The organism is Muriicola sp. SD30, assembly GCF_041205185.1.
In the GTDB taxonomy this organism is placed as follows: domain Bacteria; phylum Bacteroidota; class Bacteroidia; order Flavobacteriales; family Flavobacteriaceae; genus Muriicola.
Map to the genome: position 1 here is coordinate 686,103 of NZ_JBGEWB010000003.1, position 17,205 is coordinate 703,307.

Consider the following 17,205-nt stretch of genomic DNA (forward strand, 5'->3'; position numbering starts at 1 on the left):
ATTTTCTTTAAAAACCCTTATTTTTATAAGCAATAAAACGCTATGAAACCTCGTCAACTAGAGCCGGATTCCTGGGTAGATGCTCATGCCGACTATCTTTTTAACTACGCTATTTCCAGAGTGAGTGACCAGGAAATAGCCAAGGACCTTATCCAGGATACCTTTATAGCAGCCTTGAAATCGGCTGAAAATTACAAAGGAAAGGCGTCTGAAAGAACCTGGCTTATTTCAATCCTCAAAAGAAAGATCATTGATCATTATCGCCGGATCAATTCTAAAAAGGGCAAAGCTGAAGTACGCCGTAATTATAAATCATCATCAGAAAATGAAGGGGATTGGCTTGAAGAACAAGTAGCAGATCCGGGTAGTATCACTGAAAATGATGCTATTGAAAATAAGGAATTAGGGTTGGCCATTCAGGCTTGTATTGATTTATTACCTGTAAACCAACGCCGTGTATTTACCATGAAAACCGTGCGCGGACTTGCTACTGAAGATATTTGTAAAGAACTCGATATAAATCCGTCTAATCTTTGGGTAATGATTCACAGGGCCAGGACAGCTCTGATGGGATGCCTTAATAAAAACTGGTTTACGTTATGATCTCTTGTGATGAAGCCGCATTGATTTGCAATAAATCGCAATACCATGAGGCAAGTGTATCGGAAAAAATAAAGCTAAAGCTTCATGTCCTGTTTTGCAGCACATGCAAATCTTTCTCCAGAAAAAACAAGCAACTATCGAACTTGTTCGAGAAGGCCAAATTGATTGTCCTCAGCGATGCCGCGAAAGAAGATCTAAAGCAAAAACTCAGGGATAACCTTTAGACAGCATTAAGTATACCCCATAAGAACCCAGCCCAAAAAACAGGAAAAGCCTCCACCCAAAAAGATGCGAAGTACCTGTGTTGCTTCTCGGGCAGCCAGACCAGAAGTCCGATAAGACTAAGCGAAATAATCGATTTGCCAAGTACTTCATAGGCTAACAGCTCGTCTTTCATGAATGTCAGCAGAAAGCCAATCAGGCATAAAATAATCCCAAGTCGTCTTGTTTTTCTGATTCCCAATCGCTGAGGGATTGTCATCATCTCATTGGGATCAACGCCAAGGTCCCTGATTTCGAAAGGGACCATCAGGACCAAAATCACGAGTAAGCGTTGCAAAGTTTCAATCCATACATCCCAGCTCAAATAGTGTTGTACTTCGATAACCGGTAATAATACAGTAGCACCGGCCCATACGAATGCAATTATGAAAACTTTTATGATCCCTGAATGTCTGAGCGTTTTCCGGCTCGGAAAAATGGGTATGGTATAAAATACAGCGAGTACAGCAAGGATAAGAACACCCATCATTGTATTGGCTGTTAGCTGCGTTCCAAAATACGCGGCGAATGTAAGGGAAAGAACACTGAACCAGCGTATGGTTTTATCACCTGATAATAAACCGAAATACTGATTTTGACCGCCCCTGGTTTGTTTTATAAAATTATATGCAGGTATTGTACCAAAAAAAATGAAAAGATAAAGGCTGTTGGGCACGCTAATGTTTAAGAAACAGGAGCTTAGAAATAAAAAGGAAACCACGGCCAAAGACACGTGGATACTGGCTTTGACATAAAAATCAAAAATCTTTCCTGCCCACTGCATTAAACAAAAATAGACAAAGCAGTTCTATCAACTGGTTTTGGTTAAAAACTTTGGCTTTGCAGGCCTTTTATCTGCCTGATTTAAAGGAATAATTACCTAATTTTGTGCTCCTTTTAGCAATGTAAATTTACGCATCGATTATGAACACAGATTCTTTTGCACTTCGCCATATCGGTATTAGAGAAGAGGACCTTCCTGATATGTTAAAAACTATTGGAGTCGATAGTCTGGATGAACTTATTTTTCAGACTATCCCACAAGACATCCGCCTGAAGGAAGACCTGCCTTTGGATAAACCCATGAGTGAACAGGAATTTCTCAATCACATTCACGAGGTGTCCCGAAAAAATAAAGTGTTCAAATCGTATATCGGCCTGGGATATCACGAAAGTATTACGCCCTCGGTAATCAAACGAAATATCCTGGAAAATCCGGGATGGTATACGGCCTATACTCCTTATCAGGCTGAGATTGCCCAGGGACGACTGGAAGCTCTGCTGAATTTTCAGACCATGGTATGTGACCTTACCGGAATGGAGCTGGCCAATGCCTCACTATTAGATGAAAGTACGGCTGCGGCAGAAGCCATGACCATGCTCTTCGATGTAAGAACAAGAGATCAGAAGAAAAACCAGGTAGTAAAATTTTTCGTGTCAGAAGAAGTATTACCTCAGACCCTCTCTCTGCTTGAGACGCGATCAAAACCCCTTGGCATAGAATTGGTTATAGGAAAACACTCAGAAATTGAATTAGATCCTGGTTATTTTGGAGTTCTGCTGCAATATCCGGGGAAATACGGAGCGATTTTTAATTATTCGGACTTTGTCTCGAAGGCAAAAAACAATGACATCCGTGTGGCTGTTGCCGCTGATATTTTGAGCCTGGTGCTGCTTACCCCTCCAGGTGAATTCGGAGCAGATGTAGTTGTCGGATCTACTCAGCGTTTTGGCATTCCGCTTGGGTATGGTGGACCGCATGCTGCTTTTTTTGCCACAAGAGAAGATTTTAAGCGCAGTATTCCGGGAAGGATTATCGGAGTTACACGTGATTCTGATGGTGCCCGGGGCCTGAGAATGGCGCTGCAGACAAGGGAGCAACATATAAAGAGGGATAAAGCCACTTCAAACATATGTACAGCTCAGGTTTTACTGGCTGTAATGGCTGGAGCCTATGCCGTTTACCACGGACCTAAAGGATTAAAGTATATCGCTGATAAGGTTCATTCTCATACCCTTCATCTCGCTGATGGGCTGGAACAAATGGGACTATACCAATTAAATTCAGCCTTCTTCGATACCATTCTGGTAAAAGCAAATGCGGAACAGATCCGACCGATTGCTGAAAAAAATCATATTAATTTTCTCTATGTCGATAAGGAGACCATTGCCATCTCCCTCAATGAGGCAACCACAAAAGAAAGGGTAAACGAAATCCTGACTGTTTTTGCAATAGCTCTCGGGAAAGAAAAGCCTACTGGTAACGCCAGTAAAAGAATATCCCTCCTAGGTGCAGATATGCAGAGAACATCAGTTTACCTTACCCATGAGGTCTTTAATTCATACCATTCAGAAACGCAGTTAATGCGTTATCTGAAACGACTGGAACGCAAAGACCTTGCTCTGAACCATTCTATGATCTCTTTAGGGTCTTGTACGATGAAACTCAATGCAGCTTCCGAAATGTTACCCCTGAGTATGCCTGAATGGGGCAATATCCACCCCTTTGTTCCCTTAGAACAGGCAGCAGGTTACCATGAGGTTTTAGAGGAACTCTCACGCGAACTCAGCATCATCACGGGTTTTGCAGCAACATCACTACAGCCCAATTCAGGGGCCCAGGGTGAATATGCAGGGTTGATGACCATCAGGGCATATCACCAATCCAATGGAGAATCACACAGGAATATTTGTATTATCCCCGCTTCCGCGCATGGAACAAATCCAGCCTCAGCAGTTATGGCCGGGATGCGTGTTATTGTCACAAAGACCGATGAAAAAGGAAATATTGACGTCAACGATCTGGAGGAAAAAGTAAAGTTGCATTCAGAAAATCTCGCAGCTCTCATGGTGACATATCCTTCTACCCATGGAGTTTTTGAATCATCGATAAGAAAAATTACCCAACTGATCCATGATCACGGAGGACAGGTATATATGGATGGGGCAAATATGAATGCCCAGGTAGGACTGACAAATCCGGCAATTATCGGTGCCGATGTTTGTCACCTCAACTTGCATAAAACCTTTGCTATCCCACATGGTGGCGGTGGTCCGGGCGTTGGGCCGATATGTGTAGCAAAGCAGCTCGCACCATTTCTACCCGGGAATCCCGTAGTGAAGACAGGTGGCGAAAAGGCCATTACAGCAATTAGTGCAGCCCCCTGGGGCAGTGCCCTGGCTTGCCTGATTTCATATGGCTATATTAAAATGCTGGGGGCAGAAGGTCTGCGTCGGGCAACAGAAATTGCGATCCTCAATGCCAATTATATAAAGGAAAGGCTGGAGGGAAAATACGAGGTGTTGTACACTGGTGAACAAGGGAGGGCTGCCCATGAAATGATTATTGATTGCCGGCCTTTTAAGGTAAAGGAGGTAGAAGTTACAGATATTGCAAAGCGACTAATGGACTACGGATTTCATGCTCCAACAGTTTCTTTTCCCGTGGCAGAAACAATGATGATTGAACCAACTGAAAGTGAGGGGTTATCCGAATTGGATCGTTTCTGCGATGCGATGATCGCTATCCGGCAGGAAATTGATGAAATCGAGGAAGAAAAAGTTAATAATGTGATGAAAAATGCACCTCACACATTAAAAATGGTTACGGCTGATACCTGGAATTTCCCTTATTCACGCGAAAAAGCCGCCTTTCCTTTAGCCTATGTGGAGGAAAGTAAATTCTGGCCCAGCATCAGACGTGTTGATGAAGCCTATGGCGATCGTAATCTTATATGTACCTGCGCTCCAATCGAGGCATATGCCGAAAGTGAATAGGTCTTTTTTTGCTCACTATCCTTTTACTGTTCGTAAAACGAGCACTAAGGTCTTGTTTCTTCCTTTTTGGACATCGTATTTAGGTTGCATTCTACTTTTATTTTGATCAGCTTTTATTTACATTTCTGAAATAAATTAACATTTGCATTATGAGTATTGCCATTTCCGGTACAGGATGCTATATCCCTGAGGTGCTGGTTCCAAATAAAGCCTTTGAAGACAAACATTTCCTCAATAGCGACGGTTCTACCTTTCAACAGTCGAACACCGTAATAATTGAAAAATTCAAAGCGATTACAGGTATTAGTGAGCGTCGATATGCCAAGAAGGAATACAATGCCTCAGACCTGGCATTCTTTGCCTCACAAAATGCTTTGGAAGATGCCAACATCAGTGCCGAAGATTTAGACTATATCATCTTTGCACACAATTTCGGAGATGTCTCTTATGGGTCTTCCCAGGGAAACACACTACCAAGTCTGGCTACCCGGGTAAAGAACCACCTCCAGATAAAAAATCCAAAATGCGTTGCCTATGATCTGCTCTTCGGATGCCCGGGATGGATTGAAGGTATGATACAAGCCTATGCATTTATAAAGAGTGGAATAGCTAGAAGATGTCTTGTAATTGGGGCAGAAACACTGTCCCGTGTTGTAGACCCGCACGACAGGGATTCTATGATTTATTCAGACGGGGCAGGAGCTTGTATTGTGGAAGCCAAAGAAGGAGGAGGTGAAATCCTTGCGCATAACTCGGCTACATACGCCAATGAGGAGGCCTATTATTTGTTTCACGGCTCTTCATACCATCAGGAAATTCCAGACGACCTGCGGTACATTAAAATGTACGGGAGGAAGATTTACGAGTTTGCGATTACCTATGTGCCGGGAGCTATGAAAGAATGCCTTGATAAAAGTGGTATTTCCATCGACGAAGTTAAAAAGATCTTTATCCACCAGGCGAATGAGAAGATGGACGAGGCGATCATAAAACGATTCTATCAATTATACGATCGGGAGATGCCGGAAGGGGTAATGCCCATGAATATTCACGAATTAGGCAACAGCTCTGTTGCGACTGTTCCCACCCTCTTCGATATGGTACGAAAGGGAAAAATTAAAAATCAGCAGATCAGCAAAGGGGATGTTGTTATCTTTGCGAGTGTCGGTGCAGGTATGAATATCAATGCCGTCGTTTATAGATGCTAGTGAATGTACGAATCAAATTATCCTAAGAAAAGATACGAGAATACCCTTTCCTTTCTACAAAAGCATGTAAACACTTCAGAAACAATCCTGGATCTGGGGGTGGTTAATCCCTTTACTCATATCATGAAAAAACATGGGTATCGAGTAAAAAATACGCAGGGTGAGGATCTCGATCTGGATTATTCTGCCGTTTCCTCCTCAGACGCCTCGGTAGTTACGGCTTTTGAGATTTTTGAACATATGCTGGCTCCTTTCAATGTCCTGAAGGAAATTAAAGCCTCGAAGTTAGTTGCCAGTGTCCCTTTGAAACTCTGGTTTGCCTCAGCATACAGAAGTAAAACCGACCCAAGAGACCGGCATTACCACGAATTCGAATCCTGGCAATTCGATTGGCTACTTGAAAAAGCAGGGTGGAACATCATCGACTCAAAAAAATGGACGCATCCAGTAAATAAAATAGGAGTAAGACCTATTTTAAGGCGATTTACACCTCGATACTACATTGTGTATGCCGAACGATCAACTCCCTAAATAAGGAACCCACCATGTCATCGCAAGACGCTCTTTCTTATTATGTTGTCATTCCCGCACACAACGAGGAAGAATTCCTGGCAGATGCATTGGAAAGTGTTGCGAGTCAGACTGTATTGCCAAAAAAAGTTGTCATCGTAAATGATCATTCAACGGACGGTACGGCCAAGATAATAGATGAATATTCTTCAAAATATCCGTTTTTTGAAGGTGTAAACAATCATTCCTCAGACGAACATTTACCGGGAAGCAAAGTAGTAGCTGCTTTCAATAAGGGCCTTTCACTCCTTCACAATGACTATGATTTTATCGTGAAACTCGATGCGGATGTAGTTCTTCCAGCCAATTATTTTGAAACGATTTCGGAGGTCTTCCGGTCATCGCCGGATATAGGGATAGCAGGGGGATACGCTTATGAAAAAAATCCCGAAGGGAAATGGATCTTAAAACACCCCATGGACAAAGATCATATAAGAGGAGCTTTTAAAGCGTACTCTAATAGTTGTTTTCAGGCTATGAACGGACTCAGAACGGCTATGGGCTGGGATACCGTTGATGAGCTTCTTGCACAGTACCACGGCTTTAGAACGGCCGCGGTTAACTCCCTGAAGGTAAAGCATCAAAGGCCTATTGGTGCCGCCTATAATATTAAGGCCCGAAGGTCACAAGGTAAGGCGATGTTCCTTATGCGATATGGAATCATAATAACGATGATCGCCTCCCTAAAAATGGCCTTGAAAAACGGAAAATTGAGAATCATCCGCGATAACCTTCATGGATATCGGGACGCCAGGAAAAATGCCGTACCGTATATTGTCACCCCCGAGGAGGGCAAATTTATCAGAAAACTTCGCTGGAAGCGAATCCTGCGTAAGCTAATCTAGTACTTCCTCTATGGGCTGCCCTGTTGTTCCGCTTGGAAATGCTATGCCAAGCAGGGCTGAGATGGTTGGAGCAATATCATCTATCTCTGTTCTTTCTACCGTACTTCCCTGAGAGATTCCCTTACCGAAAAATAACAAGGGTACATGGGTGTCATAAGGATAAGGCGACCCATGGGTTGATCCTGTTTCAGGATAATAAACTACCCCCGGATTCAGCACGAGAAGAATATCCCCTGACCTTTTCTGATTATATCCATTCTGGATGATGTAAGGGATTCCGTGATTATATTCGTTATGCTCCATCTGGTACCCGGTAAACACCCTGCTTATCCCGTCATAGCTTAATAATTCCTGTCCGATCTTATATTGAACATCTTTTACCTCAAGATCGAGGTTTCGAATCACATCATGATCGAGAAAAAATTGCGCGTTGCTGTAGTTTTTAATCACATCTGCATCGCCGTAGGTGTAAGACATAAACTCCTTAAACTTGGCAGACATTCCCTGGGAATCCATATATCCGGCGGGGATTTTCTGATCTTTTAAATAGGCCGGAACGTCTACTGCCCCATGATCGGAAGAAAGAAATACAAGATATTCCCCTTTACCCACTTTTTGGTCGAGGACCTCAAGTAATCTTTCCAAATCCTGATCAAGCCGGAGATAGGTATCCTGAACTTCCTTTGAGTTCACCCCGAACTGATGTCCTACGTAATCGGTACTCGAATAGCTAACTGCAAGGAAATCAGGGATGGCATCCTTCCCAAGGTCTTCCCCATCGATAGCTGCCAGAGCGAAATCAGTAGTTAGACTATTTCCGTAGGCGGTTCCCCTAAGGAGATCAAACTGACCGTTATTTTCCCATATTGCAGGCAGATCATGTGGGAATACAGGAGCGGTTTCACCAGCGAACATTCCTTCATACATATTATTATCCGCGCCACTTTCCAGATAGGTGCTGATACTTTTTAGAGTAGTCCAGGGTTTCTTGTATTTTTCAACGGCATCAGAGGAATTAAAATTCTTAACCCACCTTGGAAGCTCTTCCATATAATATGAACTACTAATCCAATCCCCTTCTGCACCGCCATTATACCAATAAGCAGCATTCGCCATATGTCCTCCGGGCAACACGGCTCCGCGGTCTTTTAACGCCAGGGCTATTACCTTGCCTCTTTTTTGAGTAAACAAACGCAATTCATCTGTTACCGTCGAGACGGTCATCCTGTGAGGAGACATTTTTCCGGTACCTGCACTGGTCCCTACAGAAACGTAATTTTCATCGGAAGCACAATACACAATTTTGTCTGTGGTTTTGTCATACCAATTATTTCCTATGATACCGTGTGTGGAAGGTGTTGTTCCGGTATAAATAGAGGTATGGCCCGGACCTGTGGAGGTTGGAGCGTAATTAAAATGATTGTTTTTGCAGTTAAAACCTTCATTGACCAGCCTTTTAAAACCCCCATCCCCATAGTGATCCCAGAATCGAGTGAGATAGTCATATCTCATTTGATCTACGACAATCCCTACAACTAGCTTGGGAGTTGTTTTAATAGGTTTCTGGTTTTCCTGTGCAGTTGTTTGAAGTGCTGGAATTATAACCAAAGAGCCAAAAACCAGCATTGACCTGATATATTTTTTCATAGAATTAAGCGTATTCTCAAAAATAATTAAATAAACCCTATAAATTTTAATTCAGAGTTATAAGAGCGTTAATATTGTTATTTTTACAGCAATAAGCATACCATCTCCAATGAATTATGTAACCTCTATTGGTAGTTATTCCATCATGATCCGTGATGTTTTCAGGAAACCTACCAAATGGCCCATCATGAAATCTTTGATCTTAAAGGAAATTGATGAGCTCATTTACGGTTCCATGGGAATTATCATTTTTATTTCCTTCTTTATCGGCGGGGTTGTCGCTATACAAACTGCCCTGAACATCAGCAATCCTCTGATTCCTCGTAATCTGATAGGGTTTGCTACCAGGCAGTCCGTGATCCTCGAATTTGCCCCTACATTTACCTCGATCATCATGGCCGGGAAAGTGGGTTCATATATTACCTCAAGCATAGGAACCATGCGGGTTACAGAACAAATTGATGCACTGGAAGTTATGGGTGTCAATTCCCTGAATTACCTGGTATTTCCCAAGATCATCGCAATGTTCTTTTATCCTTTTGTGGTGGCCATTGCGATGTATATTGGAATCTTCGGAGGATGGATTGCAGGGGTTTTTGGAGGTTTTAGCTCCAGCGCCGATTTTGTAGAAGGTCTGCAACTCGATTTTATCCCTTTTCATGTCACCTATTCCTTTATTAAATCGGTTGTGTTTGCATTTATCATTGCGACAGTCCCATCCTACCACGGGTACTTTATGAAAGGAGGAGCCCTTGAGGTTGGGAAAGCGAGTACCACGGCTTTTGTCTGGACCAGTGTTGTGATTATCATTTTGAATTATATCCTCACTCAATTGTTATTAGGCTGATGATAGAAGTACACAATTTACACAAGTCGTTTGGCGAGAGTCATGTCCTGAAAGGGATCAGCACTTCTTTTGAAAAAGGAAAGACAAATCTGATTATCGGGCAGAGTGGTTCGGGGAAAACGGTATTTATCAAATGCTTGCTGGGTCTCTTCACACCCGATGAAGGTACCATTAGTTATGACGGCAGGATCTATTCAGAATTGGAACCAAGGGAACGAAGTGATCTCAGGCAGGAAATGGGGATGGTCTTTCAGGGAAGTGCATTATTCGATTCCATGACTGTAGAAGGGAATGTTATGTTTCCGTTGGATATGTTTACAAAACAATCGAAATCTGAAATGTTAGACCGGGTCAACTTTGTACTTAAAAGAGTGAACCTTATCGACGCCAATCACAAATACCCTTCAGAGATTTCCGGAGGAATGAAGAAAAGGGTTGCCATTGCCAGGGCCATTGTGATGAATCCAAAGTACCTGTTTTGTGATGAACCCAATTCGGGTCTCGATCCTAAAACGGCTATCTTAATTGATAACCTCATCCAGGAAATTACCCAGGAGTACGATATCACTACAGTGATCAATAGTCACGACATGAATTCGGTAATGGAGATCGGAGAAAAAATTATTTTCCTGAAAGACGGATTTAAAGAATGGGAAGGCTCTAACAAGGAGATCTTTAAAACCGATAACGCTGCAGTGACAAATTTTGTTTACTCCTCAGAACTCTTTAAAAAAGTGAGGCAAATGTATATTGAAGAGCGCAATTAATCCGGGCTTACCTTAACCTGCACTTTTGTGTCTTTTAACCTGATCTTTAGCCATTCATTTAACTTCTTCAAATCTGTATTGAGCTGGTCTATTTGAATACCTTCCTTCCATTTTACCTCAAAGACGGGAATGGTGTCGAGCGACTTAAAATCGGTGGTGATCATATAGGAAAAAGACAATTTTTCAAGATTGTCGTACTGACTTTGAGCTTCGGCGCTTATATCTGTGAAGGGAATCTGTTTCCTGGCAAAACTACTCAACTCCGTCAGTTCCTGTTCCAGGAGTCTAATTCGTTCATCTTTGCTGAGTAACTCAGATTTTTTGGCTTCGTAGAGTTCATTGACATAGTTTAACATCTGATCAGAATCATCCTGTCCTCCCTGAAGAATTTTTAGTTCTGTATTCTGCAATTTGGAATATGATGCCATTTGATTTTCCCAGGTGGCAATCACATTTTCCGGAATGGATTCGTCGCCCATAGTAACCAGTTCAATAGTAGAAATTCCATTGGGGTTATAATCGATTTCGGTAAGATTATTCATAAACCGACCTCTGTTTTTAAATTGATACAGGTCAATTGTATTGTGTATCAAATCATTAGCCTGATTCATAAACCGGGATTCCTGAAATACATTGTAAAAGGTGAAACCTGCGGGAATCATGACCAGGATTGCCACAAGAGAAGCAATTCGCGCAATAAAACGTCTTTTTGTAGAATTTGCATATTTCACCATGGGAAACCGCAGCAGCTTAAGTACGAGAAAAGTCGCCAGGCCTATAAAGATCGTATTGATCATAAAAAGATACATCGCCCCTCCGGCGAACGCAAAATTTCCGATAGCCAGGCCAAATCCGACCGTACATAAGGGTGGCATAAGTGCAGTGGCAATAGCTACTCCAAAAATGACACTGGCAACTGTTCCTTTCTTTGCCCGGGCTATGACAAGGGCCAGTCCGCCAAAAAATGCAATCAGTACATCCCTGATATCCGGTTTTGTACGGGCGAGTAGTTCTGATGATTCGTCCCTAAGGGGAAAAAACTCGAAAAAGAGATAGGCGGTTAATACACTCAGAACCACCATCACTGTAAAATTTCGCAATGCGCGCTTAAGGGTATCAATGTCATTAACGGCCAAAGACAAGCCAATACCCAGGATTGGCCCCATAAGCGGACTAATAAGCATGGCCCCTATGACTACTGCAGTTGAATTGGCATTTAAGCCAATGGAGGCAATAAAAATGGAACAGACCAGAATCCAGGCGGTATGCCCTTTAAAGGGGATATCGGCGATAATGGCTTCTTTGGTATTTTCCCTATCCGTATTTTTCCGAATATCTAAAAGCTCTCTAAGGAATTGTCTGGTAGATCCAAGCGCACCCTTGATCTCCCTTTTTACTTCCTCAGCTCCCTCTAGATCCTTATCATTATTGGGATCATTCCCTGTATTCATAATTGAGTCTATCCTTAAGTATATTGCTCACCAAATGTAGCCTTTGTTTTTGAAACAATTGCCTTTATATCCTGTTCCTTTGCCTTGGGAACAATCAACAGTACATCTTCCTTATCTACAATAATAAAGTCTTCTAAGCCGTCAATTACAGCAATTTTACCTTTGGGCAAACGAACCATGTTCCCTCTGGATTCCATCTCGAGTAATTTGCCATTTACTACCGCATTGTCATTGGAGTCTTTATCCAGTTTATCATAGAGGGATCCCCAGGTTCCAAGGTCATTCCAATCAAAACTAGCAGGCAGTACATAAATAGTGTCAGACCGTTCGAGGATTGCATAATCTATAGAGACATTATCTGCTTGGGAATAGTGTTGTCTGATAAAATCACCTTCCTTTTCCGTATTGTAAGATGGAATCCCCTTTTCAAAAAGCTGGTACTGTTCAGGCTGGTATTTTTGAAAAGCCTTAATTATGGTCTTTACACTCCACATAAAAATACCTGCATTCCACAAAAAATTTCCCTGCTCAAGGAAAGACTTTGCAGTTTGGTAGTCTGGCTTTTCCCTGAACTGTGCTACCGGCTTTAAATCATCCGTACTTTGTTTATCGTATTCGATATATCCAAAACCTGTATTGGGAAATGAAGGTTTGATTCCCAGTGTACAAAGTGCTTCTTCAGTTTCACAGATCTGAAAACATCGTGTTACATCCATGGCAAAGGCTTCTTCATTTTCGATCCAGTGATCACTGGGTGCAACGATCATCACCCCATCCGGGTTCATTTTCTGGATCTTGAGCGCAGCGTAGAGAATACAGGGGGCTGTATTTCGCATGGCAGGTTCCAGAACAACTTGTCCGGGTTCGATCTGTGGCAATTGCTCCAGCACCAGATCGTTGTATCTTTCATTGGTTAGAATTAAGATATTCTCCGTCGGGACAAAAGTATTAAGGCGTTTAAACGTTCGCTGTATTAGGGTATCCCCTGTTCCCAGCATATCGTGGAATTGTTTTGGGTTTTCCGTAGTACTCACAGGCCAGAATCGGGATCCGACGCCCCCGGCCATTAAAACGGCATAGTAGTTTTTATTTTTCATAAGTTTTTTCATTAACTATTCTTACTTCAGCATTGGGTTGAAACAGGTACATACGGCCTGATTTCACTTCCATACATTGATATCTTTTTATCTTTCGCTGACCCTTTTTAAAGGTACGACCATTTTTTATCAGAAAGATGCTGCCCGGAGGAAGCTCATATAATAACGATTCTTCGCCCGGGGGATCAAATTGCTTCAAAGCAATAGACAAATTAGCATCCGTAGTGCTACTGGCCTTTGGATTCCGGAAATGATTCGCCAGAAGGGGCAAAAGTGTCGACGGAAAAATCTGAGGCCTTAAAAAAGGGAGCATCAGTTGCTGAAATGAATATTTCCATTCCTTCCCATGTGGTTTAATCCGTCTTCCATAGTTTTCAAAGGCAACCAGGTGAGCTATCTCATGAACCAATGTAATGAGAAAACGATACGGGTTTAGGTTTGCATTTACTGTTATCTGATGACTGCCATCGGGCAGCAAGCGGTAATCTCCATGCCGTGTCACCCTTTCATTTACCACTTTAAGATTCACAGAATACGTCCTGATCAATTCAAAGCAGGGACCTACAGCATGCTCCGGCAAATACTTTTGTAAAACAGAATCCATTATGACAAAAATAAAGGTTCTGAAATTAGTTGTTCTTTATAAGGAAAATTAAAAGTGAAAACTTAGCCAAATGATAAAAGTCAATCTGGTAAACCGCAATGACATTCATACCAAACGTTATCACCATTAATAGTTTTGAAATGCCTTTTCTCAGGGAGTGGAATTACTAACCTGCAGGAGTTTGCCATTGTAGTATGAATGACCGTTTAGTGCAAAGTCCATTATATAAGCGGCCATCTCAGTAGCGTTGAGGGGTGCCTGATATCCCGGAAATGCCTCTTCCAGCATCTCGGTCTGAACTGCACCCAGTGCCAGAACATTAAATGAAGGGCCGGTTTCTTTAAACTCTTCTGCCAGTAATTCAGTTAGCGTAATCACAGCCCCTTTGCTGGAACTATAGGCAGACAGGCCGGGGAATTTAGCACTTCCCTGAACTCCTCCCATGGAACTTATGGTTAACACGTGCCCCTCTGCAGTCATAAATGGCAAAACCGTCCTTGTTAGCGCAGCAACACCAAATACATTTACTTTATATACTTCCTCGAACATTTCGGTAGTAGTCTCCAAAAACGGCTGGTTCACAAGCATGCCTGCGTTATTGATTAAAATATCAACCTCCTTCCAGTGTTTATTGATAAAATCGCTGACATTTGCAAGGGAATCTTCTTTTGAAATATCAAATGAAAAGCAATGCAAGTTACTGATGTTCAGATCTTTAATTGGTTCTTCATTCCTGGATAGCGCCAGGACCTCGTGTCCGGCGGCTGTAAACAATTGAGCCAGCTGGTACCCGATCCCTCGGCTGCACCCAGTAATAATTACATTTGCCATTACTTCAGAATTATTTCTTTGTTCGCTGCATTGACTATTCCTTCAATTGCTGGAATCATTTTATTTACCACCCTGGCCATATGAGCAAAATCCATCAGATCTGCCTCGTCCCCTACTTGATGATAATGGTCAAAATTTGTAAAATCAAAGGTCGCAAAAGTGTGGGCCGGGATCTGAAAGGCTTTGTAAAAAGGATAGTTATCTGAGCGCATAAAAAGATTAAACTCCTCTGCAGTAGGGAGAAATCCTACGACCTTTTCACCTGCATAGGAATTGCTAATCTCGGCAATATTTGATTTGTTGTACCCACTGACGTATACAAGGTGGTCCTTTCCCACCATGGGAACTCCGGTCATCTCGTAATTCAATACGGTATAGAGGTCTACTCCTTCAGCTTTCATTTTTTTAGCCAGATGATCTGACCCTTTGAGGCCTTTCTCTTCTGCAGTAAACCATGCAAATAAAAGGCTTCGTTTATTAGTTTTCGCTTTGGCGAAGTACCTAGCCAGTTCAAGCACGGTAGAAGTACCACTTGCATTATCATTAGCTCCGTTAGCTATGGAGTCGCCCAGCTTAACCTTGCCCATTCCAATGTGATCGTAGTGAGCTCCGATTAGTACAAATTCCTTTCTTAATTCGGGATCATTTCCAGGGATAACACCAACAATATTGTAGGCCACTGGAGTATAATTGTCCAAAGTGTCCTGGTAGGACTCGAAATAAGGTTCAATGTCCTGCGCTTTTAAAAAGTCCATTATAAAACCGGCAGCAAGTTCTATACCATCTGAGCCTGTATCCCTCCCTTTTAATTCATCAGAAGCGAGATACTTCATATGAGCTTCCATCTGTAGGGAGGAAGAGAAATTAGCTACATCGATTGCTGTTTTTTTGGTAGTCTTGCATGCTCCTAGCAATAAGCCCAAAAAAAGTAGGAAATAAATTCTGTGCATTTATATTAATTTAGGTTTATAAAAAAAGCATTCAGGCCTTAGTTGAATGCTTTTTTTACGGTTCATTTATTGTTGACCAACTTCATCAGGCCAGCATAGTTACGGGATTTTCCATATATACCCTGAGAGTCTGAAGAAATTGAGCTCCGGTAGCCCCATCCACTGTTCTGTGATCACAGGCTAGTGTTAGTTTCATTGTTTTGCCCACGACAATTTCTCCATTTCTCACCACCGGTTTTTCTACAATAGCCCCTACCGATAAAATAGCGCTGTTAGGCTGATTGATAATAGAAGTAAATTCGAGGATACCGAACATCCCAAGATTGGAAACCGTAAAGGTACTTCCTTCCATCTCGGCCGGAGTTAATTTCTTTATACGTGCCCTTCCGGCCAGGTCTTTAACGGCCGCCCCGATCTGTGTTAGGCTCATCTGGTCTGCAAACTTCAGAACAGGTACAACGAGCCCGTCTTCAACAGCCACTGCCACACCTACGTGAATGTGTTTGTTGTAACGTGTTGTATCTCCATTCCAGCTGGTATTCACCTGTGGGTGTTTCTGTAAGGCCATTGCACATGCTTTCACAACAAGGTCATTAAATGAGACCTTGGTATCAGGAAGTTCATTGATATGTGTTCTCGATTTAGCCGCATTTGCCATATCCACTTCTATGGTAAGGTAGTAATGTGGTGCGGTAAACTTCGATTCGCTTAGTCTTTTAGCGATTACCTTCCTCATCTGAGAATTCTTCGTTTCCTCTGATCCTTCTTCTCCGACGGGAAGAATGACAGGTTGTTGAGCTGCTGCCTGAGGCGAACTGACCTCTGCAGGAGTTGCTACTGTTTTCGCAGCCTCAGGGCTGAAATTCTCAATATCTCGTTTTACTATTCGTCCCTGGTCTCCAGTTCCTTTTACCACCTTGAGATCGATACCTTTTTCTTCAGCCATTTTTCTTGCCAGGGGAGAAACAAATATTCGTTGTCCGTCCTGGGTTACGGCTGGAGCAGGTGATTCTGCACTGTCTGTTTCCTGACTCTGGGATTCCGATTTTTCAACTTCCTGACTTGCGGAAGCATCGGGCTGAGCGCCGGAAGTTGTCTGATTCAAGACTGCATCCACATCGGTGCCTTGTGGTCCGATAATCGCGAGAATATCATCAACAGGGGCCGACTCCCCTTCTTTAATTCCTATGTACAAAAGGGTTCCGGAATAAAATGACTCAAATTCCATGGTAGCCTTATCCGTCTCAATTTCCGCAAGGATATCACCTTCCTCCACATCATCTCCAACTTTTTTTAACCAGGTAGCTACGGTTCCTTCTTCCATAGTATCACTTAGCCTGGGCATCTTTACAACCTCAACACCTTCGGGGATTTCGCCGGATGATGCCGGGACGTTGGACTCTTTAGCAGTGTCCTGACTTGAGGGTGAGCCTGAAGTTTCCGGAGCCTTTTCAGAAGCTTCCGATTCCTGAGTCCCTCCATCGAGCAAGGCAGAAATATCTTCTCCTTCTTCCCCAATAATGGCAAGTAGCGAATCAACCGGAGCACTATCTCCCTCAGCAATGCCTATATGGAGAAGCGTGCCTTCGTGAAAAGACTCAAACTCCATTGTAGCTTTATCGGTTTCGATTTCGGCGAGAATATCTCCTTCTTCAATCTTATCTCCCACCTTCTTCAGCCATTTAGCTACGGTACCTTCCTCCATGGTATCGCTAAGCCTTGGCATGTTTATGATCTCTGCCATTTA

Annotated in this window: 15 protein-coding genes; 7 read left to right on the plus strand and 8 right to left on the minus strand. The window is 42.6% G+C overall.

Features of this window, described 5'->3' with window-relative positions; all coding sequences use genetic code 11:
- Positions 1-42 precede the first annotated feature (42 nt).
- On the plus strand, positions 43-603 hold the full coding sequence (locus AB8P51_RS12215) for a sigma-70 family RNA polymerase sigma factor (RefSeq protein WP_369749111.1): 561 nt from the start codon (positions 43-45) through the stop codon (positions 601-603).
- Between the two features lie 220 nt (positions 604-823).
- Here AB8P51_RS12215 and AB8P51_RS12220 read toward each other — a convergent pair whose 3' ends face one another.
- Positions 824-1,648 carry a hypothetical protein gene (locus AB8P51_RS12220; protein WP_369749112.1) on the minus strand — a complete coding sequence of 275 codons (825 nt, stop codon included), beginning with the start codon at positions 1,646-1,648 and terminating at the stop codon, positions 824-826.
- Between the two features lie 140 nt (positions 1,649-1,788).
- Between AB8P51_RS12220 and gcvP the strand changes: the two genes are divergently transcribed.
- From gcvP to AB8P51_RS12240, 4 genes are all read left to right on the plus strand, one after another.
- The gene (gene gcvP, locus AB8P51_RS12225; RefSeq protein ID WP_369749113.1) at positions 1,789-4,641 is read left to right on the plus strand and encodes an aminomethyl-transferring glycine dehydrogenase; all 2,853 of its coding nucleotides are present in this window, start codon (positions 1,789-1,791) and stop codon (positions 4,639-4,641) included.
- Between the two features lie 149 nt (positions 4,642-4,790).
- Complete coding sequence (locus AB8P51_RS12230) at positions 4,791-5,849, plus strand: 3-oxoacyl-ACP synthase III family protein (protein WP_369749114.1); 1,059 nt, start codon at positions 4,791-4,793, stop codon at positions 5,847-5,849.
- 3 nt (positions 5,850-5,852) lie between these two features.
- Positions 5,853-6,380, plus strand: a complete 528-nt coding sequence (locus AB8P51_RS12235; protein ID WP_369749115.1) for a methyltransferase — start codon at positions 5,853-5,855, stop codon at positions 6,378-6,380.
- A 14-nt stretch (positions 6,381-6,394) separates the two neighbouring features.
- Complete coding sequence (locus tag AB8P51_RS12240) at positions 6,395-7,264, plus strand: glycosyltransferase family 2 protein (protein WP_369749117.1); 870 nt, start codon at positions 6,395-6,397, stop codon at positions 7,262-7,264.
- Here AB8P51_RS12240 and pafA read toward each other — a convergent pair.
- Complete coding sequence (gene pafA / locus AB8P51_RS12245; RefSeq protein WP_369749118.1) at positions 7,256-8,911, minus strand: alkaline phosphatase PafA; 1,656 nt, start codon at positions 8,909-8,911, stop codon at positions 7,256-7,258. The genes AB8P51_RS12240 and pafA overlap by 9 nt on opposite strands.
- Before the next feature lie 109 nt (positions 8,912-9,020).
- On the opposite strand from pafA, the gene AB8P51_RS12250 reads away from it, so the two are divergent.
- Positions 9,021-9,758 (plus strand): MlaE family ABC transporter permease, encoded by a 738-nt coding sequence (locus AB8P51_RS12250; RefSeq protein ID WP_369749119.1) that lies wholly within the window; start codon positions 9,021-9,023, stop codon positions 9,756-9,758.
- Positions 9,758-10,525 carry an ABC transporter ATP-binding protein gene (locus tag AB8P51_RS12255; RefSeq protein WP_369749120.1) on the plus strand — a complete coding sequence of 256 codons (768 nt, stop codon included), beginning with the start codon at positions 9,758-9,760 and terminating at the stop codon, positions 10,523-10,525. Before AB8P51_RS12250 ends, AB8P51_RS12255 begins: the two co-directional genes overlap by 1 nt.
- On the opposite strand, the gene AB8P51_RS12260 is transcribed toward AB8P51_RS12255, so the two are convergent.
- The 6 genes from AB8P51_RS12260 to AB8P51_RS12285 form a co-directional block, all read right to left on the minus strand.
- Positions 10,522-11,976 (minus strand): DUF389 domain-containing protein, encoded by a 1,455-nt coding sequence (locus AB8P51_RS12260; RefSeq protein WP_369749121.1) that lies wholly within the window; start codon positions 11,974-11,976, stop codon positions 10,522-10,524. The genes AB8P51_RS12255 and AB8P51_RS12260 overlap by 4 nt on opposite strands.
- 14 nt (positions 11,977-11,990) lie before the next feature.
- Positions 11,991-13,073, minus strand: a complete 1,083-nt coding sequence (locus tag AB8P51_RS12265; RefSeq protein ID WP_369749122.1) for a mannose-1-phosphate guanylyltransferase — start codon at positions 13,071-13,073, stop codon at positions 11,991-11,993.
- On the minus strand, positions 13,063-13,677 hold the full coding sequence (locus AB8P51_RS12270) for a SprT-like domain-containing protein (RefSeq protein WP_369749123.1): 615 nt from the start codon (positions 13,675-13,677) through the stop codon (positions 13,063-13,065). Before AB8P51_RS12270 ends, AB8P51_RS12265 begins: the two co-directional genes overlap by 11 nt.
- Positions 13,678-13,827: 150 nt before the next feature.
- Positions 13,828-14,508 (minus strand): SDR family NAD(P)-dependent oxidoreductase, encoded by a 681-nt coding sequence (locus AB8P51_RS12275; RefSeq protein ID WP_369749124.1) that lies wholly within the window; start codon positions 14,506-14,508, stop codon positions 13,828-13,830.
- Positions 14,508-15,458, minus strand: coding sequence for a M28 family peptidase (locus tag AB8P51_RS12280; protein WP_369749125.1), 951 nt, complete (start codon positions 15,456-15,458; stop codon positions 14,508-14,510). The genes AB8P51_RS12275 and AB8P51_RS12280 overlap by 1 nt, the downstream gene beginning before the upstream one ends.
- Positions 15,459-15,543: 85 nt before the next feature.
- Positions 15,544-17,202 (minus strand): pyruvate dehydrogenase complex dihydrolipoamide acetyltransferase, encoded by a 1,659-nt coding sequence (locus AB8P51_RS12285; protein ID WP_369749126.1) that lies wholly within the window; start codon positions 17,200-17,202, stop codon positions 15,544-15,546.
- Between the last annotated feature and the right edge of the window lie 3 nt (positions 17,203-17,205).

Bases quoted from the DNA above. Each gene is read 5' to 3' on its own strand.
- AB8P51_RS12265 (WP_369749122.1), bottom strand. From the start codon at position 13,073: ATGAAAAATAAAAACTACTATGCCGTTTTAATGGCCGGGGGCGTCGGA.
- AB8P51_RS12280 (WP_369749125.1), bottom strand. From the start codon at position 15,458: ATGCACAGAATTTATTTCCTACTTTTTTTGGGCTTATTGCTAGGAGCA.
- AB8P51_RS12285 (WP_369749126.1), bottom strand. From the start codon at position 17,202: ATGGCAGAGATCATAAACATGCCAAGGCTTAGCGATACCATGGAGGAA.
- AB8P51_RS12250 (WP_369749119.1), top strand. From the start codon at position 9,021: ATGAATTATGTAACCTCTATTGGTAGTTATTCCATCATGATCCGTGAT.
- AB8P51_RS12240 (WP_369749117.1), top strand. From the start codon at position 6,395: ATGTCATCGCAAGACGCTCTTTCTTATTATGTTGTCATTCCCGCACAC.
- AB8P51_RS12255 (WP_369749120.1), top strand. From the start codon at position 9,758: ATGATAGAAGTACACAATTTACACAAGTCGTTTGGCGAGAGTCATGTC.
- AB8P51_RS12260 (WP_369749121.1), bottom strand. From the start codon at position 11,976: ATGAATACAGGGAATGATCCCAATAATGATAAGGATCTAGAGGGAGCT.
- gcvP (WP_369749113.1), top strand. From the start codon at position 1,789: ATGAACACAGATTCTTTTGCACTTCGCCATATCGGTATTAGAGAAGAG.
- pafA (WP_369749118.1), bottom strand. From the start codon at position 8,911: ATGAAAAAATATATCAGGTCAATGCTGGTTTTTGGCTCTTTGGTTATA.
- AB8P51_RS12235 (WP_369749115.1), top strand. From the start codon at position 5,853: ATGTACGAATCAAATTATCCTAAGAAAAGATACGAGAATACCCTTTCC.
- AB8P51_RS12220 (WP_369749112.1), bottom strand. From the start codon at position 1,648: ATGCAGTGGGCAGGAAAGATTTTTGATTTTTATGTCAAAGCCAGTATC.
- AB8P51_RS12275 (WP_369749124.1), bottom strand. From the start codon at position 14,508: ATGGCAAATGTAATTATTACTGGGTGCAGCCGAGGGATCGGGTACCAG.
- AB8P51_RS12215 (WP_369749111.1), top strand. From the start codon at position 43: ATGAAACCTCGTCAACTAGAGCCGGATTCCTGGGTAGATGCTCATGCC.
- AB8P51_RS12270 (WP_369749123.1), bottom strand. From the start codon at position 13,677: ATGGATTCTGTTTTACAAAAGTATTTGCCGGAGCATGCTGTAGGTCCC.
- AB8P51_RS12230 (WP_369749114.1), top strand. From the start codon at position 4,791: ATGAGTATTGCCATTTCCGGTACAGGATGCTATATCCCTGAGGTGCTG.